The organism is Anaerocolumna aminovalerica (assembly GCF_900115365.1).
In the GTDB taxonomy this organism is placed as follows: domain Bacteria; phylum Bacillota; class Clostridia; order Lachnospirales; family Lachnospiraceae; genus Anaerocolumna; species Anaerocolumna aminovalerica.
In genome coordinates, this window is sequence record NZ_FOWD01000017.1 from 72,191 (window position 1) to 98,092 (window position 25,902).

The window sequence follows — 25,902 nt, forward strand, 5'->3', positions numbered from 1 at the left end:
AGCTACAATAAAAAGCATAATTTCCTCAACAGTCGAGAATCATCTCACTTATGGGCTTACCTCCTTGTACCATAGGAAGAACAATTTCTTCGCTGTCAATCATGAATTCAATAATGGTAGGAGCTTTTTTGTTTTGTATAGCCTGAAGAAAAGCCTTCTTGATGTCTTCTTCTGTTTCAACACGAATTCCATAAGCACCATAGCTTTCCGCTAATTTAACAAAATCCGGGGAATAAGCCGGGCAGGAGCTCTTTGCTCCAGTAGTGCCTGCTTCAGTGCTGTTTTCTCCGGAACTGTTTAAACCGTTACAATGGGATTTGCAGTTTTTACCCCCTCTTAGGCAGGTAGAAGAGTAGCGTTTACCATAGAATAGTTTCTGCCACTGCCTTACCATACCTAAACAGCTGTTATTGAAGATACACAGTATTAAAGGTAATTCCCATGCTACGGCAGTAGCCATTTCCTGAATATTCATCTGCATTCCACCATCTCCTGAGATACAGATTACTGTATTATGAGGATTGCCAAATTGTGCACCAACAGCGGCAGGGAATCCATAGCCCATGGTGCCAAGGCCACCTGAGGTCAGTAATTGTTTATACTCATTCATTTCCAGGTATTGGGTGGTCCACATTTGATGCTGGCCTACATCAGTAACCACAATGGCTTCAGAAAAAGTCTCATTCATTGTTTCAATAATCTTTTTTGGTGTAACTCCAGAGTCAATGGTCATATGCAAAGGAAATTCTTTTTTCCATTGGAATATCTGAGAATTCCAGGTGTCTGTACTGCATCTTTTTACTTCCGGCAACATTTTTTCTATGGCTTGTTTCGCATCGGATACGATTGGTATATCTACAACAATATTTTTGGAAATAGCAGCAGAGTCAATGTCTATGTGTACTATTTTGGCATTTGGCGCAAATTCACCAAGCTTACCGGTAATCCGGTCATTGAATCTGGTGCCGATGGAAAATAACAAATCACATTCATGGATTGCTTTATTGGCGGCATAAATACCATGCATTCCAATGTTACCGATATATAAAGGGTGAGTGGTATCAATAGAACCTCTGCCCATAATAGTAGTAACTGCGGGAACATTGGTTAATTCTACAAGCTTTGTAAATTCCTTATTTGCATTGGATATATTTACGCCGCCCCCTGCAAGAAATATTGGTCTCTTTGCATTATGAAGCATATCAAGTGATTTTTTCAGCTGGCCCATGTGAACTTTTGAATTAGGCTTATAGCCTCGGATATTTACTTCTTTCGGATAAGAATCACTGCCCAGTTCCAGCATTATATCCTTTGGAAGATCTACAATAACCGGTCCCGGTTTGCCAGTAGCAGCAATATAGAAAGCCTCTTTTATAATTCTTCCAAGATCTTCGCGGCTTCGTACGGTTACACCATATTTACAGATGCTTCTTGTAATTCCTATAATATCTACTTCCTGAAAGGCATCGTTACCAATTAATCCGGTAGGCACCTGGCCAGTGAAACAAACCAAAGGAACACTGTCATAATTGGCTGTTGCAATTCCAGTAACCAGATTGGTTGCTCCGGGACCGCTGGTTACCAAACAAACACCAACTCTACCGGTGGAACGGGCATACCCGTCTGCGGCATGTATAAGGCCTTGTTCATGACGTGGCAGAATAACTTCAATATCATTTTGCTTATACAATTCATCGAATATGTCTATGGCATATCCGCCGGGATAACCAAATAAAGTGGTGATTCCCTCCTCTTTTAATGCTTTTACAAATAATTCTGTTCCTCTTATCTTCATATATTGGCTCCTTTCCGAAAAATATAAATGAGAAAAAGTAATAAAAAAGCCCTAAGCTGAATTTGTTTCAGCTTAGGGCGAACATTACGTCCGTGTTACCACCTAAATTCAAAGATTTCTCTTTGCACTCTGCCAGTACGGGATTTAATAAATATAAGGTATATCATCCGATACTGCTTTCCTTTTAACGGCGGAAACTCCGATGAAGCCTACTTAAGTTATGTACTTGTTCGGTTCACAGCTCAAAGGCTACTTCCAAGGCTTATGCCTAAGTCTGTCTGGTCTGACAATAAACTTTTGTTATCCATACAGTCTTTACTCCCTCCACGAAGATTTCCACCAACCATCTTCTCTCTGTGCATTTGGTGAGTATGTACTTCTCCTTATCAACGCTTTTTCTCTGTTCTTACTAATTTTTGTTATTATAACAGGATAAATTATAGATGTCAACAACTTTTTTACGTTACTTTGTTAAAATTTTATTAAGGCTTTATATTTAAACAAATAAGAAAAAATAGAAGTTTTAAAACAAGGCTGCCAATTTATATAATAATACTAATAATTTAAGATTAATAATAATATTGTATATAACGAAGAAAAAAGGCATTGGATTAAAATCTCAGAAAAGAGACTTTATACATGGAAAAAGGGAGAAGTTTTATAAATATAATAATTATCAACTAACCTGTTTATTTTAGGAAACAAATATTGTAAAAGAAGATAAGTATAATTTATTATACAATTTTTTTAATTACAAATTAAGGGAAGTAAGAAAATGACTCTAAATTTATAATTCAACATTCTTAAATATAGCCTAGAATAAAGTCTTTTAAAAAACATATTCATGTAAATATTTGATTAGAGGAGGAAGTATGAAATTTTTAATATATGGAGGGGGAGTAATAGGCAGTATTTTTGCAGGTAAACTTTATTCAGGTGGCAATGATATTACTATACTCGCCAGAAATAAGAGATTTGAGGAGTTAAAAAAGAATGGGCTTAAGATAAAGGATATTAAGGAGAATGTAATAGAACAGTTCAATATTAAGGTAATTGAGAAATTGGAGCCGGAGGATGTTTATGATTATATTTTAGTTACTTTAAAGTTTGGCCAAGGGGAAGAGATTCTACCCATACTTTCTGCAAATAAAAGTAAGAACATTGTGTTTTTTGTCAATAATCCCTTAGGATATGACAAGTGGAAAGCCTATCTTAATGAAAGGCTGATGGTGGGATTTCCCGCATGTGGCGGAGAAATAAAAAGTAATATTACGGAATATTATATTAGTAAAGGTATTACAAGAAGCTTTCAAACAACAACCTTTGGGGAAATTGACGGAACAAAGACCAAACGGTTAAAGGAGATTAAGAATATTTTTACCAAGTCAGGAATTCCATCTACCATATCAAAAAATATGGACAATTGGCAGAAGTGCCACATAGCTGTTGTAACACCAATTGCTAATGCAATATATAAGCATAATGGAGACATAAAAGTCTTAGCATCTAATAAAATGGATATTAAGGTTATGATTAAAGCTGCAAGAGAAGGTTTATGTGCATTGAAGGAATTAGGCTGTAAAGTGGAACCTATGAAATTGAATTTTTATTTTTTACCTATACCATTCTTATCTTTATGTTTTAGTAAGATTTTAAAAACAAAAATAGCGGATATCAGTATGGCAAAGCATTCAAATAATGCTAAAAAGGAAATGTTTGAACTACAAAGGGCATATGAGAGCTTAATTAAAGATACAAAGTTAAAAAAAGAACATATAACAATGTTAAGTAAGTATATAAATTTTTATGATAGTTAGTCAAATAAAAGAATATGAGTATTATTTTTATTTATCTTACATATTGTTTTGAATATATAAAATTTTGTGTAACAGTTCTCAAATCTATACTTTGTTAAAAAATATACAATATATACAAAATAATTCAAAAAATATTTTATGTTTCAGTACATATTGCCAAATAACTATTGACTTTCCAATATTTCCATATTATAATAATAAAAAATCGGTTGAAGGATTTGGGAGAGACTGTTGAAAGATTTTAGGAACAGCGCCGAAGGTGAATCGCAATAACTCTCAGGCAAAAGGACCAGATCTGGACGATACTCTGGAAAGCCTATCGGCACCGACGAAGCAACTCTATGTTGTGAGGTAAGAGCAATGTAGAAGAATCTTTCAGGTAAAGCAACAGAGGCGTATTGGTTTTCATCAGTACGCCTTTTTTTTCTGTAAAATGTAACTGATATAAGAAACAAGAGAACTGTCAATACGTATTCTAAAAAAAGAGTGTATAGAAAAGGAGGATCTTATGGAGAAGAAAACACCTCTTTATGAGTGTCATGTACAAAGTAAAGGGAAAATTGTACCCTTTGCCGGTTATCTGCTGCCTGTTCAATATGAGACGGGGGTTATAGTAGAACATATGGCGGTAAGAACTGCAGCAGGTTTATTTGATGTATCTCATATGGGAGAAGTTTTAATTAAAGGAAAAGATGCTTTGCAAAACATTCAGAAGTTAGTTACCAATGATTGCAGTAAGATGTATGACGGACAAGTGAAATACAGCCCTATGTGCAATGAAACAGGTGGTGTTGTAGATGATTTACTAGTATATCGAATAAGTAGTGAGGAATATCTATTAGTAATAAATGCAGCAAATCGTTATAAGGATGTAAAATGGATGGAACAGCATATTACCGGTGAATTAGAACTGAAAGATATATCCGATGACGTTGCACAAATAGCTTTGCAGGGTCCAAAATCGGAGGAGATATTAAGAAAAGTAACAGATGAGGAAAATATCCCTTCCAAGTATTATAGTTTCGTAAGATCCGGTTTAGTAGCAGGAGTTTTATGCCTGATATCAAAAACCGGATATACCGGTGAAGATGGATTTGAATTATATTGTAAGCCGGAAGATGTTCAGGTACTTTGGAATGCTTTACTTGAGGCAGGTAAAGAGGAAGGAATAATTCCTTGTGGCTTAGGAGCCAGAGACACCTTACGATTAGAAGCAGGAATGCCGTTATATGGGCATGAAATGGATGATACCATATCTCCTTTAGAAATCGGTTTAGGTTTTGCAGTTAAAATGGAGAAAGAGGATTTTATAGGTAAAGATGGTATTCTCTCCAGAGGAGAAGTAAAAAGAACCCGGGTTGGCATCAAAATCCTTGGAAGAGGAATTGCAAGAGAAAAGTGTCCAATCTATGCAGAGGATCAAATGATAGGTGAAACAACCTCCGGAACCCATTGCCCGTACCTTGGATATCCGGTTGCTATGGCTATTGTAGATTCCAAGTACAGCAGTGCAGGGACTAAAGTGACTGTGGAGGTACGCGGGAGAAAGATAGAAGCAGAAATTATCGACTTACCTTTTTATAAAAAAGAAAAAGCTAAATAAACATACCAATAGAGATGTTTGAATACAGTTTTATGGAGGCAAGTTGTGCTGATGTCAAAATTGATATCATAAATTAAAATACCTTAAGTTAGGAAATACAAATAAAAATATGTAAAGAATTATTTGAGTTATACAAATAACTTTAATAAGGAAGATAGGAGAGAAAGAATATGAAGGATATGCTATTTAGCAAAACACACGAATGGATACAGTTTTTAGATGAAACAACAGTAAGGTTGGGACTTACGGATTTTGCACAAAGTGAATTAGGTGATTTGGTATTCATTAATTTACCTGAAGAAGGGGATGAGATATTGATATCAGAATCCTTTGCCGATGTAGAATCTGTTAAGGCAGTCTCTAACGTGTATAGCCCGGTAACGGGAACCGTTAGTAGAATTAATGAAGAACTATTGGACCATCCGGAACTGGTAAATGAAAGCCCTTATGAGGCATGGTTTGTAGAAATAGAAAATGTAAGGGAACAACATGAGTTACTATCGGAAGAGGAATACCAGCAGTTCATTCATGAGGAGGAATAAGTATGGGTACTTATGTTCCAAATACAAGAGAAGAACAGCAGGAAATGCTTAATTCCATAGGATATTCCAGTATGGAGGAATTATTTACACTTCCGAAGGAAGTGTTATTAAACAGGAAGTTTCATATTCCAGAAGGTGTATCTGAATACGAAGTTCGAAATAAGATGACAAAAATCTCTGAAAAGAATCAGGTTTTCAAATCAATCTTCAGAGGTTGCGGGGCATACAATCACTATATTCCTTCTATTGTAAAACAGGTAACTTCCAAAGAAGAATTTGTTACCGCATACACACCATATCAGGCAGAAATAAGCCAAGGCGTTCTCCAGTCTATTTTTGAATACCAGACTATGATTTGTGAATTAACAGGGATGGATGTATCCAATGCCTCTGTTTATGATGGAGCAACTGCAGCAGCAGAAGCTGTTTTAATGTGTGCAGAGAAGAAGAGAAAAAAGATAATTATTTCTGAGACCATGAATCCTGAAATTATAGAAACCATCAAAACTTATTGCAGTGGTTTGGATATTCAGATTGTAATAGCTCCAAGTAAAGATGGAAAAACAGATTCCGAAGTTCTGACTACTTTAGTAGATCAGGAAACCGGCGGTGTATTTCTTCAGCAGCCAAATTATTTTGGACAGATAGAAGATGCAGAAGAGGTGGGAAGGATTGCCAAAGCAAAAGATGCAAAATATGTAATCAGTTGTAATCCCATTTCTTTAGGTATCTTAAAAACCCCGGCAGAATACGGAGCAGATGTATCAGTTGGGGAAGGCCAGCCCCTTGGTTTACCCCTATCTTTTGGAGGTCCCTATCTTGGATTTATGGCTGCTACAGAGAAAATGATGAGAAAACTTCCGGGCCGTATTGCTGGCGAAACAAAAGACAAGGAAGGAAGAAGAGCATATGTACTGACTTTACAGGCAAGAGAACAGCACATAAGAAGAGAAAAAGCTTCCAGTAATATCTGTTCTAATCAGGCATTGTGTGCTATGACGGCTGCGGTGTATTTAAGTACTATGGGTAAGAAAGGAATAGAGAAAGCGGCTCTTTTAAGTATGTCAAAAGCACATTATCTGGCAAATAGATTATGTGAACTGGATGGATTCCAACTGGTTTATTCAGGAGAATATTTTAATGAATTCGTAACTACCTGTAAAGGTAATCCGGAACATTTGATGAAACGGTTAGAAGAACATGGTATTCTGGGTGGATATCCATTACAGGGAAAACATGCCGGAAATCTGCTTTGGTGTGCAACGGAAATAAACACCAAAGAAGAAATCGACCAATTAATTCATATCATTAAGGAGGGGGTTTAGGATGAAACTTATTTTTGAAAAATCAAAGGCAGGCAGAGGCTGTGACATATTACCTTCTTGTGATGTGCCGGTAGTAGAACTGGATGATAATCTGAAAAGACAAAAGGAACTGCGTCTTCCAGAGATGTCGGAAACAGATATTAGCCGCCATTATACTGAATTAATGAAGAGAACCTTTGGTGTAAATGACGGGTTTTATCCATTAGGTTCCTGTACCATGAAATATAATCCCAAGATTAATGATGAAATAGCAAAACTCCCCGGTTTCTCTAATATCCATCCTTTACAGTCCATTTCAACTGTACAAGGTTGTCTGGAAGTTATGAAAAAGGCAGAAGAATACCTGTGTGAAATTACCGGAATGGATGGTATATCCTTTCAGCCTGCTGCAGGAGCCCATGGTGAATTCACAGGACTGCTTTTGATCAGAGCTTATCATCAGGCAAGAAAAGATGAGAAACGCAATAAAATTATAGTACCGGATTCTGCTCATGGAACTAACCCTGCCAGTGCGGCCATGGCCGGATTCACTGTCATTAATATTGCTTCGACTAAAGATGGATATGTAGATTTAGAGGAATTGAAAAAAGTAGTTGGAGAAGATACCGCAGGTTTTATGCTAACAAATCCTAATACTATGGGTCTATTTGATAAGAATATACTGGAGATTACAGAGATTATTCATAAAGCCGGAGGTCTAAACTACTACGACGGTGCAAACCTGAATGCGATTATGGGAATAGCAAGGCCGGGAGATATGGGCTTTGATGTTGTTCATCTTAATCTTCACAAAACATTTTCGACCCCTCATGGAGGAGGCGGACCGGGAAGCGGTCCAGTAGGCTGTAAAGAAAATTTAATTAAATTCTTGCCCTTACCCAGAGTCGAAGAAGAGGATGGGGTATATAAGCTGATATTAGAAAAAGAAGAATCCATTGGACGTGTAAAAGGATTCTATGGTAATTTCCTTATTGTAGTAAGAGCTTTAACCTATATTCTTACTCTTGGAGGAAATGGACTAAAATATGCCTCTGAGAATGCTGTATTAAATGCAAATTATATGATGCACAAATTAAAAGATATATACAAGATGTCATTTCCCGGACCATGTATGCATGAATTCGTTATGACTATAGAGGATCTAAAAAAGGAAAAAGGCGTTACAGCATTGGATATCGCAAAGGCATTATTAGACTACGGAATTCATCCGCCAACCATGTATTTTCCATTAAATGTACATGAAGCATTAATGCTGGAACCTACAGAAACAGAATCCAAAGAAACACTGGATGAAGTGGTTGAAATATTTAAGAAAGTATATGAAGAAGCCATGAGTAATCCCCAGTCTTTACACCAAAGTCCAAAGAAAACGCCAATTGGAAGACCAGATGAAGTAACTGCTGCAAGAAATCCTGTATTAAGATATCATTTTTAAATCTAATATTTATAAAAGGTTAAAAAGAAGTGTCATTCTGAGAAAAAGTTCAGCAAAGCTGTATATATTCAAAAAGTTGATAATTACAACAAAGCTGTATAAATTCAACAGAGTTTGAATTGGGGTGAAGAATCGTATTTTTAAAATAGAATAAGATTCATCCACATTCAACTTTGTTGAATTTAGCTCAGAAAGAAAATACTTATTAGAAAGGATGCCACAAATTACTACCTAAAGGTTAGAAGCTGCACATTATTTTTTCAACTGTTATTTGTGGCAGTATCATATCTTGAAGCAGATATGATATGCAACGGGTGTAAAAATGATAAAACATATCAGATACATATTTAGTAAGGATTTTAATCCTTACAATAACCTGGCACTAGAAGAATATTTATTAAATCATGTAAAAGAAGAGGAATGCATTTTATATTTGTGGCAAAATGAAAAAACCGTGGTAATCGGTAAGAATCAGAATGCATGGAAAGAATGTAAGATTCGGGAATTGGAAGAAGACGGCGGAAAATTAGTTCGAAGATTATCCGGCGGAGGTGCAGTATTTCACGATCTTGGAAATTTGAATTTTACTTTTATCCTTCATAAAGACAATTATGATTTAGACAAACAGCTGGAGGTTATTATAAAGGCTGTAAAAAATGTAAATATTAACGCAGAAAAAACAGGTAGAAACGATATTACTGTGGAAGGAAGGAAGTTTTCCGGTAATGCATTTTATACAGACGGAAACCGTTCTTATCATCATGGTACTATTTTGATTTCTGTTGATATGAATAATCTTTCAAAATATTTAAATGTATCCAGGGACAAATTAATGTCCAAAGGAGTGGAATCCGTAAAATCACGGGTTATAAATTTAAAGGAATATAATCCTAATTTAGATATAGATAGAATGAAGAAAGAATTATTACTTGCTTTTCGTGAAATATATGACTGTGAATTGGCCCCCATTGATGAAAAGGAGATAGTTGAGCTGGAGATGAAGGCTTTAGTAGAAAAGTTCTCTTCCTGGGATTGGATTTATGGCAGGAAAATGGAATGGACTTATTCTATGAATAAAAGATTTACCTGGGGTAATATAGATTTGAATTTTGTTGTTGAATCAGGCAGGATAACCCGGTGTGCCATCTATTCTGATGCTATGGATACTTGGTTTGCGGAGAATATACCGGCTTATATGCAAAACTGTTTGTTTACATCAGAACATATACTGGAAAGGCTAAATAAAATTTCGGTTGATGTGAAGAGGAAAGATTGTATGCAGGATATAAAAGACATGGTTTATAGCGAAAGATTATAAAGGATCAGGGTAAGTGTGAAGGAAAAGAATATTTACAAATGGAAGACCATGTTTCCGTTGGGAAGAACTCCAAAATGAGAACCATTGGAATTCTCATTTTGAACTTTACATTTGAGATGCCGCAAAGTGGCAGTATGTGGGAAAGGTTGAATGGGTGCAGATATGAATGAACATTTTGATTTGATTATAATTGGTTCCGGGCCGGGAGGCTATGTTGCGGCTATAAAAGCAAGCCAGCTTGGCAAAAAAACTGCTATTATTGAGAATAGAGAATTAGGTGGAACTTGCTTAAATCGGGGATGCATTCCTACAAAAACCTTCATGCACTCCTCAAGGCTGTTCTATGAAGCAAGGAATCTGCAAGAAGCTGGCATTGAGATTGATGGTTTACATCTGGATATGAATAGAATACAGGAAAGAAAAGAAGAAATTGTTTCCCGAATTCGCAAAGGAATCAAAAGTCTGTTGGATGCTAATAAAATTACCGTGATTCCTGGAACTGCCACCATTATGGACAGCCATCGGGTCAGGGTTATAAAGAATTGGGCAGAAGAACAAGATACAGAGCAGGAGCCCAGAGAATTATCCGGAGATAATATACTGATAGCAACCGGTTCCAAGCCCTTTCTTCCGCCTATAGAAGGAATTGAGCAGGAGCATATAGTAACCAGTGATCAACTTCTTTCAACAAATGAACTCCCATATCATAAGCTGTTAATTATTGGGGGAGGTGTAATTGGAGTTGAATTTGCATCCATTTATCAGGAATTTGGATGTCAGGTGGAAATTATAGAAGCAATGGATCGAATTCTGCCTTCCATGGACAAAGAAATTTCTCAAAGTGTAGCAATGAGTCTTAAGAAAAAGGGTGTAAAGATACATGCAAAATCAGTTGTTAAAAAGATAAGTAAAAGGGATCAACTGCTTTGTGAATATGAAGACAGTACGGGAGTTCATCTTACACAAGCAGAGGGGATTCTTGTTGCAGTGGGAAGAAAGGCTAATACGGAGGGGCTTTTTCAACCGGACTTTTCACTGGAAATGGAAGGGGACAAAATAAAAGTAAATGAGAATTTTGAAACCAGTAAAGAGCACATATATGCTATCGGTGATGTTATAAAAGGAGTTCAGTTAGCACATGCTGCATCTGCTCAGGGTATTAGGGCAGTGGAAAATATGTATGGAGTGAAACAAAGTATTGAACTTTCTGCAATACCTTCCTGTATATATACCAATCCGGAAATAGCAAGCGTAGGTCTAACGGAAGAAGAAGCAAAAGAGAAAGGCTACATTGTAAAAACAGGCAAATACCCAATGCTTGGTAATTCCAAAACAGTTTTATCTGCTGATGAGAGAGGTTATATTAAAGTAGTTTGTGATTCTTCCAATAATAAGATTTTAGGAGCTCAAATAATATGTACAAGAGCAACAGATATGATTGGTGAATTTACAACAGCTATAGTGAACGGACTAACAACAGAAGATTTAGGAAGAGTTATCAGACCTCATCCTACATATGGAGAAGCAATAACAGAGGCCATAGAAGATGTAGATAATATGGCAATACACATAATGCCCAAAGGGAAAAAACAGATTTAAAAAGTGATTTTTAGCACTTCTCTTTTAATGTCGAATTTAAAAGAAAAACTTGTTAATATGTCGTATGTACTATATAATGACTATTAACAAGGAGGTGCTGTATGTATAACTTGAAGGACTTAGAGTCAGTGCTAAAAGGTGAAAGTTCCTTAAATCAAATATTTGATAATAATAGAATTGTTTATGTAGACAATCATACTATTTGCAAATATATAAATGGCAAAGTCATCCGAACCAAAGAAAAGTGTTATTCTATATGGGAACAGGATGAAATATGTACCAACTGCACATCCCATCAGGCATTTATAGAGCAAAAGCAAATTGTTAAATTACAGTATTTTAAAAATAATATCCTTCTTGTTATTTCCCTGCCAATTTTTATTAATGAAGTACCTTATGTTTTGGAATTAATAAAAGATATTACAAATAGTATGATTTTCCACGATAGTATACATCACGAGAATTATGAATTAAGGAACTTGATTAACAGATTGAATATCATTTCTGAAAAAGATCCATTTACGGACTTATTCAATAAGAAATATATAGATAAACAAATAAAAGAAGATATAAGAAATGCAAAAGAAAAGAAGGAAAGCTATATATTGGCATTAATCGATATAGATAATTTTAAGAATGTAAATGATACTTACGGGCATATCTACGGTGATATTGTTATTAAAGATATTGTCAGTATTATACATAAGCATATAGATGGGCGTGATTGCTGGGCAGCCCGGTATGGAGGAGACGAATTTTTATTAGCTTTTTGCAATGAAACCTATGAGAATGTACAAAGTTGTTGTAAATGTATTACCAATGACATTAATAGCAATAGTTATTCAAGAGATAATAAAAAATTTAAAATTACAGTAAGTATTGGTATTTATCAATTTGATCCGCAAACGGACACTTATGAAACACTAATAGATAACGTTGATACCAAAATGTATGAAGATAAAAGAAAGTATATCTATAATAATTCAAAATAAGAACTATTACCTGAGCCTCCATGAGGCTCTTTTTTTACACTTATAATAAGATAAATAACTTTTTATTAAAATTATGAAAAATTCTTCAGTTTTCGGAGATAATATTTAAGAAAGCTTAAGGTTTATATTTCATAAATTGTGTTATACTGTAAATAAGCACATACAGTATAGTTATATAGAATAAGGAGGATTATAAAATGGACGCTAAGAAACTATATAAATCCAGAAATAATAAAATGCTATGCGGTGTATGCGGCGGAGTGGGAGAGTACATAAATCTTGATCCTACTATTGTAAGATTATTATGGACTATATTTGCATTTACAGGCTGGGGTGTTATTGCTTACATTATAGCTGCAGTTATTATTCCGGAACAATAAATATAATTATTTAAAACCACTAATGGTATTTTGTTAGGAAATGTGAATGGGAAACTGTTTTACAGTTTCTTTAGAAATATAATAGTAAAGCCGAAAGGTTTTATTATTATATTCGTCATATAGGTTGGAAGAAAATATGATATAGAAAGGTTGCCACAAAAGTATTCTTTCAACTTAATTCTTTGTGGCAGTGCCGCATCCCGGGCAGAGTGCATTCCCAGGCAGATGTGTCACGTAATAGGTACAAAAATGAAGAAATTTACATTGATTATTGGCATGATTGTTACCATGTTATTTCTGGCAGCATGTAAGAATAAGGGTAAAAATACAGGGGATGTTGACCAGAAACCAACAACACCGGAGGTTACAGCAACTCCAACAGCAGAACCTACAGATAATACAAAGGAAGAGCCAAAAACCCTGCTAACCATTGCTGATTATTTTCCTTTTAAAGAAGATGCAGAATATGTATACGAAGGGGAAGGAAATGAATATGCTTCCTATGTAGTATATACAGATTATATAAATGAAGATAGCATACAATTAAGAAAAAATGATGGTGGAACAGAATTAGTTAAAGTATTAAAGTATGAAAAGGGAGAATTAACCCAGGTTTTATCACGTGAAGAAGCCTATTATAGAGAGAACTTGATTGGTAAAACAGAAGGTGAAGCTGAGATTTTATTAAAAGAGCCTTTAAAACAAGGTACAGAGTGGACTATACCAGGAAATCATAAAAGATATATTTCCAATGTGGCAGTTGATATTACTACTCCATCAGGGGACTATGAAACCTTGGAAGTTACCACAGAAGCAGAGGGCGGGAAAATGGTGGATTACTATGCTCCCGGTGTGGGATTAGTAAAAACTGTTTTCAATGGGACAGACTATCAGGTAACTTCTACTTTAAGTAAAATCAATGCCAATACTCCATTTAAGCAAACAATCGCAATCTACTACCCCACAGTAGAAGAAGTTATTCGTGTAGAAAATAAAGAAATAAGTTTTCGTACCAATGATATTACAAAGATAAAACTAGAAGAAGCTGTTAAAGATATTAAAAACGAAAATGACAGACCTCTTATTAGCACCAATACACGAATTAACAGTCTTTATTTAAGCAAGGATAATATTGTTAATGTTGATTTTTCCAAAGAATTAATAACAGAAATGAATGCCGGTGCCGGTTATGAAGTCCTTATTTTACAGTCTATTACCAATACATTGGGTGATTATTACGGTGCCAAAGAAGTTTATATTACGATTGATGGGAATCCTTATGAATCCGGTCATATTCTTATGAAGAAAGGTGAAACCTTTAAAGTAAATTATGATAAAGTCAAAAAATAATGATATATATAATCTTAAAGTATAAGGAAACGGGCACTATGAAGTGCCCGTTTCTATTTTATAAAGTATCCCTGGAATTATATAATTATATCAAGTAAACTCAAAGGACCTGACAATCTAAAAGTTACAGATATATCTTCTGTTAGATTGCTTCCCCAACTTGCTAAAGCAAAATCAATATTGGCGTTTTTTGCACATTCCATATCATATGTGCTGTCCCCAATGTAGAGTAATTCGCGGTTGTTTGTTTTGGAAACTTCCATGTACTTAAAGAGGGGGGCGGGAGACGGTTTGTGCTCAGACGTATCATCAGCACAGATTATCGTGCTAAAATATTTGTAAATATCAAATCGGCAGAAATCATGGTCTAATTCCTCACTTGTTCTTGAAGTTACAATCCCTAATTGATAGCCGGATTTTGTAAGAATGTCCAACAATTCAGGGATGCCCTCAAAAACACAGACTGTATCACTGTATTTGCTCATATTTTTATCCCACAAAGCTAATGTATATGGAATATCCGTAATATTTAGTTTCTCCAAAGCATCTTCTCCGGTAATCCCCAATGCAAAAGACAGCCCATCAAGTTCTATGGTATTTCCTGTCACAATTTTTATTGTTTCCTGTAAAGAATACAAAATTGCATATTCTGTATCAATCAATGTTCCGTCAACATCAAAGACAATCTGTTTATACTTCATTTCTGTCTCCTTAAACTTCCTTTCTATAAGGGATAGGGCCTGACCTCAAAGTGGTCAGGCCCCTTTATGATGAAATATTTATAGCAAACTGTTAACAGTCTCCGGCATAGTAAGATACAATGCTCATATAATCTTTCGGAGTTGGAATATCCAGTGAAAGAAGCAGACAATTCTTATTTTCTCTGTACTTTTGCAGTAACTGGTTTTGGATTCCGTAATGCTTGTTGATGTCTTCCTTTTTTCCGTCCGGGTATAGCAGATTTACCGCGCCGCAGCAGGCATTTACCGTCTGTAAAAAGTTCTTCATATTTAAGATATTCAACTTTATCATTGCAAACCCTCCATTCAAAAAATAATCTTTGTGGTGACTGCAATGTAAATATAATCAAGATTGCCCTATCACCTTTATAGGTATCATTATAGTGCAATCTTTTTCGAATAAATATCTCATTTCTGCCTTTTTATATCATTATCCTGCCATTTTCGGCGGTATTCTATGGGTGTACAGTCCATATACTCACGAAAGACCTTTCCAAAGTAACTGCTGCTTCCCAATCCGCAGGCATGGCTGATAAAGGTAATGGTTTCCTGAGTTTTTGCTAGCATATGACAGGCCATTTTTAAGCGGTAATTTATGATATATTCTACTGGTGTCATGTGCAGACAATCATGAAATATCCGGAAACACTCCCGCTGGCTGGAAAAAGCGGCAGCGGCAATTTCTGCAATTGAGATTTTTTCAGCATAATGCTCATGGATATATACCAGCATCAATTTTATCTTATTATTTGTTTTGTCATAATCCCCTTTTTCTTCCAACATATGCCGGGACATGGCAAAAAGCTGTACCCATATATGGGATAAGGTCTCCCGCAATTTTATTTCATATCCTAAATCATTTTCAAAAAGATGAAATGATTCACGAATTGTATCTAAGACTTTCGCCTGTACCGGATTATCTGGGTATAATCCAATGATTTCTACCTGTGAGGCGGTGATAACTGGAGTAACATATTTTTGCTCTATTCGGCTTCCCTGCTGCCCTGCTATGAAAGAAGGGTCAAACATATGAAGGAGCTGAATATTTTTTTCTGATTCCCCCTGTGGACTTGACATATGAAGCACATTGGAATTGACCATTCCACCGGAACCAGCGGGAAATACCATCTTTCCTTTTGGGGTGCAATATTCCAGCTCACCGCTTTCCATATAAAATAATTCTACGGTTTTATGCCAATGCCATGGGACGAAACGCCCCATAAACTTATCCAATTCAACGCGGGATGCAATGTAAGGAAAATCGGATGCAAAACCAGGTAATAATTCTTCTTTACTTCCCGTATGAAATTCTATGCTATAAATGTTTTTCAATGGTCTGTCCCCCTTTTCTTATTATTTTAACATATGGTATTTAGAAAATCATTATTTAGATTGATGTTCTTATTATACCTGCCTGTCCGGAAATTTCTCCCCATGGAGCTGCAATTTCTATTTTTTGAATGAATTCTATTATACTTATTCATACTAGTTTATAAGAAAAAAACAATATAAGTATATTTATAAAAGGCAGTATGGGTGTAACAGTTACAGTGTCTGGGCTGTATACAGTATTTACATTCAAGTTCAATTATGATAAAGTATTTGAAGAAAATGAATTAATATAAACTGGAGGAAGCTATGAAAAAAATTATCGCTATAATTTCTGAAGAATTAATGCAGGCGTTTGAAGCCAAAGGCTATGATCCCCAATATGGAATCGTAACTTTATCCAATCGTCCTGATTTATGTCAATATCAATGCAATGGTGCACTTTCTGCAGCAAAAGCATATAAGAAAGCCCCAATCATGATAGCCAATGAAGTAGTAGAAGTACTAAAGGAAAGTAAAACTTTTGAGAAGATAGAGGCTATTATGCCAGGCTTTATTAACATTTCTTTAAACAGTGAGTTTCTTGCTGATTATCTGAATGAAATGACCAGGGCTGAACAGTTTGGTCTTGAAAAGACCGGCAATCCAAAAACTATTGTAATAGATTATGGCGGACCCAATGTAGCAAAACCTCTCCATGTAGGACACCTTCGTTCAGCAGTTATTGGTGAGAGTATTAAGAGAATATGCAGATATGCAGGACATAACGTAATTGGAGATGTTCATTTGGGGGACTGGGGACTTCAGATGGGCTTAATTATCACTGAATTAAAGAAAAGAAAGCCGGATCTGGTGTACTTTGATGAAAGTTATACAGGAGAATATCCTGAGGAAGCTCCATTTACCATATCTGAATTAGAAGAGATTTATCCCGCTGCCAATGAATATTCCAAAACACATCCGGAATACAAAGAAGAAGCAAAAAATGCAACCTTCTTATTACAAAATGGTAATAGAGGTTATATGGCATTATGGAATCATATTCTTAATGTTTCTGTTACAGATTTAAAGAAAAATTATGAAAAACTAAATGTTAGTTTTGATCTTTGGAAGAAGGAAAGTGATGCACAGCCTTATATTCCTGATATGATTCAATATTTAAAAGAAAATAATTATACCAGAATCAGTGAAGGAGCACTAGTTGTAGATGTTAAGGAAGAAACAGATACAAAGGAAATTCCTCCTTGCATGATTCTCAAATCAGACGGTGCTACTTTATATAATACTACCGATTTAGCAACCATGGTAGAACGTATGAAATTATTCCAACCGGATGCTATCACATACATCGTAGACAAAAGACAGGAATTATATTTTGAACAGGTATTCCGCTGCGCAAAGAAAACCAAATTAGTGGATGAAAATGTAAAACTCACCTTCCTTGGATTTGGCACTATGAATGGTAAGGACGGCAAGCCATTTAAAACAAGAGATGGCGGAGTAATGCGCCTTGAAAATTTAATTAACGAAATTAACGATGCGGTTTTTAAAAAAATGATGGAAAATCGTGAAATGCCGGAAGAAGAAGCAAAAAGCATATCCAAAAAGGTTGGCTTGGCTGCATTAAAATACGGTGATTTATCCAATCAGGCTTCGAAAGATTATGTATTTGACATTGACAGATTTATTTCATTTGAAGGAGATACCGGTCCATATATTTTATATACTATAGTTCGAATTAAATCCATAGTAGCAAAATATAAAGAATCCACTGGTAAAATTGAAATAACGGAAAATACGATACTTCCTACTAATATAAAAAGTGAAATTACCTTAATGCTGCAAGCTTCCAAATTTAATGATGTAATTATAAATGCATATGAAGATAATGCACCTCACAGAATCTGCCAATATATTTATGAATTGGCCAATGCATTTAATAGTTTTTATCATGAAAATAAAATTATTGCAGAGGAAAACAAGGAAAAACAACAATCCTGGATCGGGTTAATTATACTTATACAAGAGATATTAGAAACCTGTATAGAATTATTAGGATTTGAAGCTCCTGATAGAATGTAACAAATATATTTGCCGAAAAAACAATTATTTTGTAAAAATAGTTGTAAAAGTTTCCAATATTGTTTATAATTGAAATATATTACAAAAGAGCAACTTTGGAGGGAAAAGATGAGGAATAAATCTAAAGTAGAACGTGAAAGAAAAGTAAAAGCTAAAAAATTGATATGGGAAAAGAAAAAAGAGAAAACTCCGAAAATTAAATTGTCAAAGCAGGAGAAAAAAGAAAGAAAACTGCAACAAAAACAATATAGAAAAGAAAATAAAAAAGTCAAACAAATCATGGAGATTGGTGATAAGATACGTTTTGGCATCCGCCAAAAACTGGTTACAGGCTTTATGATTCCAGTACTGTGTATTGTTGTTTTAGGTGTTTTCTCTTATTTAAAAGCTTCAGAAGGTTTAATATCCAACTATGAGCAGGCAACAGATAATACTGTTAATATGGCAACAAAATATATGGAATTTGCTTTTAATTCCGTAGATTCTGTTGCATTGCAATATGTAAGTAATTCGGATATTACATACTATATACGGGGTCTAGCTAAAACTACATCCCAGGCAAGATTATCCTATGTAATGGAAGTCAGCAATGATTTAATGGTCAGAGCAAGTTTGGATCCATTTATTGAAGAAATCCACATTATAACTCCAAGTAAAGTTCCTTTGTTTACTAGTAAAATGAAGATCTTGGATGGTTTTAATGAAGAATTTATAGAAACAGAAGAGGGTAAAGTCCTTAAAAGTAAAAGTAATCAAGCCTATTGGATAGGCGAACATCCATTGGTGGATAGTAAATTAGAATTAAGTCCTGATAAATACGCACTGTCCGTAATACATAATTTAGCTTCCGGTCAAGGAAGCATTGTAACGGATATTAGTATGAAAGGCATAGTTAACTTCTTAAGTGATCTTGATCTTGGTAAAGGCAGTACTGTAGGAATTATTACCGGTGATGGAAGAGAAATCTTAATTGAAAAAGATGACAATAATGAAGCTAAGACAATTGTAACAAATGATAAAAATTATGACGGAAAAGATTTTCGTTTCAGTCAAAAAGATTTCTTCCAGGACAGTTTAAAAAAGGAAGAAGCATCCGGATCTGAATATGTAGTTTACAATTCACAGGATTATTTATATCTATATAGCAAAATTGGTAATACTGGAATTACTCTTTGCAGTATGGTACCAAAAGCTAATATTATGAAACAGGCCAACGATATTAAAAATATTACCCTGATCATTGTAGTTATAGCTTGTATTATTGCAGTTACCATTGGTATGCTTATGTCCGGTGGTATCAGTAATAGTCTTAAGAAAATTAATTACAGCTTAAAACAAATATCGGAAGGTGATTTAACAGTTCAGGTATTCGTAAAACGTAAGGATGAACTGGCCACCTTAGGACATGGTATTACAGAAATGCTTAATAATGTCCGTGCCCTGATACAAAAGGTAGCAAATGTAAGCAGCCTGGTTTCTGATTCTTCAGAGCATGTTGTGGATGCTTCCAGAACCATTGAAGTTGCAAGTACAAACATCTCCGATGCCATTGAAGAAATCGGACGGGGTATTGCAGGACAGGCAGATGATTCACAAAACTGCTTATTGGAAATGGATGCATTATCTCAAAAGATAACAACCGTTAATGAAAATATCATAGAAATTGAAAAGGTAACCGATGAAACGAAAGGTTTAATTTCTCAAGGTATTACTACCATGGAAGAATTAACAAAACAGTCAGAGGCCACCAGTGGTATTACAAAATATGTTGTAGATAATGTAATTGCATTAGAGAATAAATCCCATGCAATTGGCAAGATAATTCAGGTAATCAATGGTATTGCTGACCAGACTAATTTACTTTCATTAAATGCTTCCATTGAAGCAGCAAGAGCCGGTGAAATGGGCAGGGGCTTTGCAGTTGTTGCAGATGAAATTAGAAAATTAGCAGAAGAATCCTTGGAGGCTTCTAATGAAATTAAGAAAGTAATCCAGGAAATCAGCCAGCAAACAGTGGATACCGTATCCACGGCTAAGAAAGCTGAGAATATTGTTAATATGCAGACTCAGATTGTAGATGAGACCATCAAAACATTCCGTGATATGAATACTGGAGTAGAGAAATTAATCAGCAACCTGACTACAATTGGACAAAACATGAAGAACATGGATAGTGCAAGGGAAGGTACTCTAAGTGCTGTAGAAAGTATATCTGCTATCTCTGAAGAAACATTAGCAGCTTCCACTTCTGTAGATGAAACGGTTAATGTACAGTCTGACGCGGTGAAGGCATTAGATGAAGCAGCAAAAACATTAAATGAAAATGCGAAGGATCTAAACGAAGCAATTAATAGTTTCCGTATATAATGTGTATTTTAAAGAATAAATATTTTTTATATTAAATACATAGACTTGTTTCATAAATTTCAAAATGTTATAATAGGTCGAAGATAAATAAATGATTATCTTCGGCCTATTTTTTATTACCCAAATATATTTCAGTGATTCAGCAAAGGTATTTAAACTATGGAATATAGCTAATATTACATATAAAAGGAGTATGATGAAATGAAAAGTAATATATCAAAATTAGTAATTTATCGTGATTTGGGGGAAGACAGTATATTATATTCTTTGGCAGATGCCATTGAGAAGTTAAGAAGTAACTCCAATGGAGAGCACGGTAATATTAATAAAGAAGAAATTACTTATCTAATAAATGTTCAGATTCACCGTCTCTTAAATTTAGCTACTGAATATGGTTTTGATATTAACCTTTGGCATAATTATTTGGCCTTTATACTGGCCACCAACGAAAATCCCTTCAGTATAACCTGTGAAAAAGTAGGAGCAAGAGAAGGAACTGTAAACCAATTTGCAAAAAATGATTTTAAAATTTTTAAAGAATTATTTGATTATGACTTTAGTGAAATTGAGAAAGAATTAGGAATCAACTGTTTTAGCATTATAGAGAATTACCAAGCTGTAGTAAAAAACGGTAAGAGATACAATAGAAGCGTAAGTGAAAAAGTTAAATTATTAAGTACGCAAATTGAACAGGCAAAGAACGAGGATGAAATCTTTCATATTGTCACCACTTTTTACAGGGATTACGGCGTTGGTAAATTTGGCTTAAACAAAGCTTTCCGTATTCATCGTAAAGACAATCAGCTGGTAATATATCCAATTACCAATACCTCTGATATACATTTAGATGATTTGATTGGCTATGAAATTCAGAAGAAAAAGCTGGTGGATAATACAGAAGCTTTTGTAGAAGGCAGAAAAGCGAATAATGTATTACTCTTTGGTGACAGCGGTACCGGTAAATCTACCAGTGTAAAAGCTATTTTAAACGGATATTATAACAGAGGACTACGGGTAATTGAAATCTACAAACACCAATTTGAAGACCTGTCAGGGGTGATTAACCAGATCAAGAACAGAAATTACAAATTTATTATATTCATGGATGATCTTTCTTTTGAAGAATTCGAGATTGAGTATAAATATTTAAAAGCTGTTATTGAGGGAGGACTTGAAATCAAGCCGGATAATGTACTTATATACGCTACATCAAACCGCAGGCATATAATCAGAGAGACCTGGAGTGACCGTTCCGATATGTCAAAAGATGAGCTTCACCATTCTGATACAATGCAGGAAAAATTATCTCTTGTTGCAAGATTTGGAATATCCATTAATTTTTCTTCACCCACTCAGAAAGAATATTTTGAAATAGTAAAAGGCCTTGCCAAACAAATTCCTGATCTGGAGTTATCGGAAGAAGAATTGTGTGCTAAAGCAAATATATGGGAATTAAGTCATGGAGGTAAATCCGGCAGAACTGCCCAGCAATTTATCAATTACTTAGCCGGCCAAATCAAATTATAAGCCTAATTCCCCGGTTAATATGACTGTAAGATGCTTTTATGTACCCGCTATTATTAGAGGTTTTATAATCGGTAACAGCATAAGGTTATTGACAAAAGAAATTTTTAAATATAAAATAAACTAAATGATAACCATTCGCAAAATAGAAAGAGGTGATCATAAATGGATAAAAAGGTACCATTATCCCATAAGCTTTCCAGAAAAGAAAGGATACTGGAACATCTTAGAGCTAATGGATTTCGTATTACCTCTCAAAGAAGATTATTATTGGATATTATATTGGAAGATGAATATTCCAGTTGTAAAGAGATTTATTATAAAGCAGTAAAAGAGGATTCTTCTGTAGGAATTGCTACGGTTTATCGTATGATAAATACTCTGGAAGAGTTGGGAGTCATCAATAGAAATAAATTATATAATCTGGAATATGATAATCTTCCTGCTTCAGCGGAAGAAGAAATTTTATTTGTTGATGAGAATACGGGTAAAACTATAGCCTTAAAAAAGGGAGATTGGTTTGAGGGCCTTAAGAGAACTTTATGGGAGGCAGGTGTACAAAATTTAGCCAATCTGTCCATCGTAGTCAAGAATCAAAAGCAGCGGAAAGAAAATAGTTATGATGGTCATGTATGTAAAGGCTGTCAGTGTAACAAAACTAATTGCAAATATCATTGCAGAAATTCAAATTTAAATTTGAAAAGTACAGAGAACTCAAAAAATATAGCAGATTCTGTTTGTAAATAAAGCAGTTATAAAACAAAGTATGTAATGTCTTTGTTTTATAACTGTTTTTTGTTTTATATAAACGGAGGGATTACTGTTTCTAAGAGAACTATAATCCAACAGAATAAAAAATTAATAATTTTATAAATAAGTATTGACAGCATTAAAATGTTAGTGTACTATGTAACTAGTTCACTAATGATTAAGTACATATTGAAAGGAGGTTGAACATGGAATTTGATAATAACATTCCAATCTACATTCAGGTCATTGCTGATATTAAGAAAGATATTGTGACGGGTGTAATTCAACTGGGGGAGAAACTTCCTTCCGGCAGGGATTTGGCATTAAAATACCAGATAAATCCCAACACTGCCAATCGAATATATAAAGAATTGGAAGGGGAAGAGGTTTGCTTTACCAAAAGAGGGTTAGGAACCTATGTTACAATGGATGAGGAGAAGCTAAAATCCATTCGAGAGGAAATGGCAGGTACCTTATTAGACAATTTTATAGCAGGAATGAAAGATCTTGGATTTAAAAAGGAAGAAATTATTAAAATAATTGAAGTAAAGTATGATGCAAAATCGTTCTAATAAGTATAGGCAATTCCGATAAGTAAATAAATGTAAAATAACAGAGTTTTTCTGTATAAAAATTGACTCAAAAGAGCAATTATCATTAAGAATTCTTTTTATATTCTTAATGGCTTATATATAAATAAATTTATAATAGGACAGGAGAGTAAAAATTATGGTATTACAATGCAAAGATTTAGTAAAAAAGTATTACAGTAAAACAGCCGTAAACGGCATCAGCTTTGATATCGATCAGGGTAAAATATATGCACTGCTTGGACCAAACGGCAGTGGTAAAACAACATTCATGAAGATAGCAGCAGGATTGGTAAAGCCAACCAGTGGAACCATTACTTATAAAGGAAATCAAATAGGGCCTGTTACAAAGGAGAGAATCGCTTACATGTCAACAGAACCATTTTTCTATAACTATATGACAGTTGCTGACGTAGGTAAATACTACAAAGATTTCTTTGAAGACTTCGATGAAAAACGTTACGAAGAATTAATTGACCGTATGGAATTAAATATGAAGGATAAATCAAAGACATTATCCTCCGGTCTAGCAGCTAAGTTAAAAATTGCTGCAACTCTTGCAAGAAAAGCAGAGTTATATATGCTGGATGAACCTTTGAACGGCATTGATATTATAGCAAGAGATAAGATAGTAACCACCATATTAGAAGCTGCTAAAGATGATGTTACACTTCTTATTTCCAGCCATTTAGTTGACGAATTGGAGAAGATAATTGATAATGCTATCTTTGTAAAAAACGGAAATATTGCTCTGATGGGTGAAGCAGAAGACCTAAGAGTAAAACATGGCAAATCAATTGTAGAACTTTATAAAGAAATATATGCGTAATAGGGGGAAATGGTAATGTTAAAATTAATGAAATATGAATTTAGAAAACAAGCTTTTTCAAAAATGGTTATTCTTTTATTAGTAGGCTTAATTCAATTGTTTTTCTTCTTTGGTATTGTAACAGATAATAATAATGTTATAGGTACTTCCATGGGAATTTTAGCCGTATTTACTTTTGGAGCACTGTTTTTCATGGCATTTGAAGCTATTATTACTTTCAGCAATGATTTGAAGCAAAAATGCAGTTATATGCTGTTTTTAACACCCCATACCAGTTACAGTATTGTAGGTGCTAAAGTTTTAGCGGCAGCCATTCAAATCATATTAGCAGGTATTGCTTTCTTTTTAGTATACTTTTTAGATATTGCTGTTTTAGTTGGTAAATTTAATCAGTTAGAACTTTTAAAAGAAATGATTAATCAATTTTTACAAGAAGTATTTTCGTTAAATATCCAATTACAGGATATTATTGGAGTGGTTGCTGTAATTATTACAGCTTGGATCAGCGTAATTACTGTTGCTTTTTTCTCCATCACATTAAGTACTACCTTCCTAGCAAACTTTAAATTAAAAGGTTTGGTAAGTTTCCTGATATTTATTGCAATAAATTATGTGTTTGGTGAAATAGTGAATATGGGACTTGGTAGAGTGTACGATATAAACAATCTTAGCAACTTGTCCATGTACTATATGCTTGAAAGTTTATATATGCTTTGCTTCACAATCATTACCTATGTGGGAACTTCCTGGATGCTTGAGAAGAAAGTCAGTGTTTAAATCAGTTTGGTAGCAATTTAACTTTATGATAAATCAGAAAGTAGGTGCCTTATGAAAAAAATCGTCTTCTTATTCCTATCATTTATAGTATTCATTGGTATCATGTTAGGAAAAGGAAAAGTAACTAGGAAATATTATCCTGCTAAGTAAATAAAAGCTCTTACTTAACAGGATTCAAATGGTAAGTTATGAAAAAAATCATAAGATAAAAATCAGAATTTCAGATAGTTCAGATTAAAGAAACTGCCCAATGTTTAAATACCTTAGATAAATAAGGTGTTATTCAAAAAGAACCTGAATGAAGTGCATTCCAAATGTTGGTTTATTACCTGCATCTGGAATTCAGTTCATTCAGGTTCTTTTTTGTATTTATAGAACTTGGATATTTATCAGTGAGTAAAAAGGGCTCTTTGTCAAGTTTTGGGGTGGGTTCCCTTGGAACCCACTTTACAACTGGTATTAGAGCCTTTTTGATATTCTACTTATAATTATCTGTTTTTGGGTACACGAAATAAACCTCCGTGTCAGTCTCTTTAAAATTATCTAGTACAATGTAAAATTCTGGTTCGGAACCTTCTGAAATTTTTGATTCCAAAAGAGTTACGTTTAAGCACCTTTATTTTGTTATTAAATCCTTCTGTTGGTCCATTTGTGAGCCCATATTTAAACGCATTCAATATCTCTTTTGACCAATTTCGATATGTAGATGCACATTTCTCAAATTCGGTAATACCCGATGATTCGGCTGTTTTTATCCA

General features: G+C 34.4%; 22 protein-coding genes and 1 riboswitch. Of the genes, 17 read left to right on the forward strand and 5 right to left on the reverse strand.

What is annotated here, in order from left to right:
* Nucleotides 1-25: 25 nt before the first annotated feature.
* The gene (gene ilvB, locus BM183_RS11035; RefSeq protein WP_091686944.1) at nucleotides 26-1,795 is read right to left on the reverse strand and encodes a biosynthetic-type acetolactate synthase large subunit; all 1,770 of its coding nucleotides are present in this window, start codon (nucleotides 1,793-1,795) and stop codon (nucleotides 26-28) included.
* 872 nt (nucleotides 1,796-2,667) lie between these two features.
* Between ilvB and BM183_RS11040 the strand changes: the two genes are divergently transcribed.
* From BM183_RS11040 to BM183_RS11085, 10 genes are all read left to right on the forward strand, one after another.
* On the forward strand, nucleotides 2,668-3,612 hold the full coding sequence (locus tag BM183_RS11040; RefSeq protein ID WP_091686945.1) for a ketopantoate reductase family protein: 945 nt from the start codon (nucleotides 2,668-2,670) through the stop codon (nucleotides 3,610-3,612).
* A 209-nt stretch (nucleotides 3,613-3,821) separates the two neighbouring features.
* Nucleotides 3,822-3,914, forward strand: a riboswitch (glycine riboswitch).
* A 206-nt stretch (nucleotides 3,915-4,120) separates the two neighbouring features.
* Nucleotides 4,121-5,215 carry a glycine cleavage system aminomethyltransferase GcvT gene (gene gcvT / locus BM183_RS11045; protein ID WP_091686946.1) on the forward strand — a complete coding sequence of 365 codons (1,095 nt, stop codon included), beginning with the start codon at nucleotides 4,121-4,123 and terminating at the stop codon, nucleotides 5,213-5,215.
* A gap of 170 nt (nucleotides 5,216-5,385) precedes the next feature.
* Nucleotides 5,386-5,757 (forward strand): glycine cleavage system protein GcvH, encoded by a 372-nt coding sequence (gene gcvH / locus BM183_RS11050; RefSeq protein WP_091686947.1) that lies wholly within the window; start codon nucleotides 5,386-5,388, stop codon nucleotides 5,755-5,757.
* Nucleotides 5,758-5,759: 2 nt separating this feature from the next.
* Complete coding sequence (gcvPA, locus tag BM183_RS11055; protein WP_091686948.1) at nucleotides 5,760-7,082, forward strand: aminomethyl-transferring glycine dehydrogenase subunit GcvPA; 1,323 nt, start codon at nucleotides 5,760-5,762, stop codon at nucleotides 7,080-7,082.
* Between the two features lies 1 nt (nucleotide 7,083).
* The gene (gene gcvPB / locus BM183_RS11060) at nucleotides 7,084-8,517 is read left to right on the forward strand and encodes an aminomethyl-transferring glycine dehydrogenase subunit GcvPB (protein WP_091686949.1); all 1,434 of its coding nucleotides are present in this window, start codon (nucleotides 7,084-7,086) and stop codon (nucleotides 8,515-8,517) included.
* A 322-nt stretch (nucleotides 8,518-8,839) separates the two neighbouring features.
* Nucleotides 8,840-9,835, forward strand: coding sequence for a lipoate--protein ligase (locus tag BM183_RS11065; protein ID WP_091686950.1), 996 nt, complete (start codon nucleotides 8,840-8,842; stop codon nucleotides 9,833-9,835).
* Between the two features lie 150 nt (nucleotides 9,836-9,985).
* On the forward strand, nucleotides 9,986-11,434 hold the full coding sequence (lpdA, locus tag BM183_RS11070; RefSeq protein ID WP_242960971.1) for a dihydrolipoyl dehydrogenase: 1,449 nt from the start codon (nucleotides 9,986-9,988) through the stop codon (nucleotides 11,432-11,434).
* A 101-nt stretch (nucleotides 11,435-11,535) separates the two neighbouring features.
* Nucleotides 11,536-12,426: a GGDEF domain-containing protein gene (locus tag BM183_RS11075; protein ID WP_091686951.1), complete on the forward strand. Its 891-nt coding sequence runs from the start codon at nucleotides 11,536-11,538 to the stop codon at nucleotides 12,424-12,426.
* Between the two features lie 197 nt (nucleotides 12,427-12,623).
* Nucleotides 12,624-12,806: a PspC domain-containing protein gene (locus BM183_RS11080; RefSeq protein ID WP_091686952.1), complete on the forward strand. Its 183-nt coding sequence runs from the start codon at nucleotides 12,624-12,626 to the stop codon at nucleotides 12,804-12,806.
* A 249-nt stretch (nucleotides 12,807-13,055) separates the two neighbouring features.
* Complete coding sequence (locus BM183_RS11085; protein ID WP_091686953.1) at nucleotides 13,056-14,156, forward strand: GerMN domain-containing protein; 1,101 nt, start codon at nucleotides 13,056-13,058, stop codon at nucleotides 14,154-14,156.
* 77 nt (nucleotides 14,157-14,233) lie between these two features.
* Here BM183_RS11085 and BM183_RS11090 read toward each other — a convergent pair whose 3' ends face one another.
* From BM183_RS11090 to BM183_RS11100, 3 genes are all read right to left on the reverse strand, one after another.
* Entirely contained in the window at nucleotides 14,234-14,857 is a 624-nt protein-coding gene (locus tag BM183_RS11090) for an HAD family hydrolase (protein ID WP_091686954.1), read from the reverse strand.
* Nucleotides 14,858-14,948: 91 nt separating this feature from the next.
* Nucleotides 14,949-15,188 carry a ribonuclease HII gene (locus tag BM183_RS11095; RefSeq protein ID WP_091686955.1) on the reverse strand — a complete coding sequence of 80 codons (240 nt, stop codon included), beginning with the start codon at nucleotides 15,186-15,188 and terminating at the stop codon, nucleotides 14,949-14,951.
* 116 nt (nucleotides 15,189-15,304) lie between these two features.
* Nucleotides 15,305-16,228 (reverse strand): helix-turn-helix domain-containing protein, encoded by a 924-nt coding sequence (locus BM183_RS11100; protein WP_091686956.1) that lies wholly within the window; start codon nucleotides 16,226-16,228, stop codon nucleotides 15,305-15,307.
* A gap of 306 nt (nucleotides 16,229-16,534) precedes the next feature.
* Between BM183_RS11100 and argS the strand changes: the two genes are divergently transcribed.
* The 7 genes from argS (at nucleotide 16,535) to BM183_RS11135 (ending at nucleotide 25,144) form a co-directional block, all read left to right on the forward strand.
* The gene (gene argS, locus BM183_RS11105; protein WP_091686957.1) at nucleotides 16,535-18,307 is read left to right on the forward strand and encodes an arginine--tRNA ligase; all 1,773 of its coding nucleotides are present in this window, start codon (nucleotides 16,535-16,537) and stop codon (nucleotides 18,305-18,307) included.
* A 108-nt stretch (nucleotides 18,308-18,415) separates the two neighbouring features.
* Nucleotides 18,416-20,674 (forward strand): methyl-accepting chemotaxis protein, encoded by a 2,259-nt coding sequence (locus tag BM183_RS11110; protein WP_091686958.1) that lies wholly within the window; start codon nucleotides 18,416-18,418, stop codon nucleotides 20,672-20,674.
* Nucleotides 20,675-20,875: 201 nt separating this feature from the next.
* Nucleotides 20,876-22,201: an ATP-binding protein gene (locus tag BM183_RS11115; protein ID WP_091686959.1), complete on the forward strand. Its 1,326-nt coding sequence runs from the start codon at nucleotides 20,876-20,878 to the stop codon at nucleotides 22,199-22,201.
* Nucleotides 22,202-22,363: 162 nt separating this feature from the next.
* Nucleotides 22,364-22,945, forward strand: coding sequence for a Fur family transcriptional regulator (locus BM183_RS11120; protein WP_091686960.1), 582 nt, complete (start codon nucleotides 22,364-22,366; stop codon nucleotides 22,943-22,945).
* A gap of 209 nt (nucleotides 22,946-23,154) precedes the next feature.
* Nucleotides 23,155-23,520: a GntR family transcriptional regulator gene (locus BM183_RS11125; protein WP_170847969.1), complete on the forward strand. Its 366-nt coding sequence runs from the start codon at nucleotides 23,155-23,157 to the stop codon at nucleotides 23,518-23,520.
* Nucleotides 23,521-23,677: 157 nt separating this feature from the next.
* On the forward strand, nucleotides 23,678-24,367 hold the full coding sequence (locus BM183_RS11130) for an ABC transporter ATP-binding protein (protein WP_091686962.1): 690 nt from the start codon (nucleotides 23,678-23,680) through the stop codon (nucleotides 24,365-24,367).
* Between the two features lie 15 nt (nucleotides 24,368-24,382).
* Complete coding sequence (locus BM183_RS11135; protein WP_091686963.1) at nucleotides 24,383-25,144, forward strand: hypothetical protein; 762 nt, start codon at nucleotides 24,383-24,385, stop codon at nucleotides 25,142-25,144.
* 539 nt (nucleotides 25,145-25,683) lie between these two features.
* On the opposite strand, the gene BM183_RS11140 is transcribed toward BM183_RS11135, so the two are convergent.
* The coding region (locus BM183_RS11140) for a transposase (protein ID WP_139221480.1) at nucleotides 25,684-25,902 on the reverse strand (219 nt) is incomplete at its 5' end.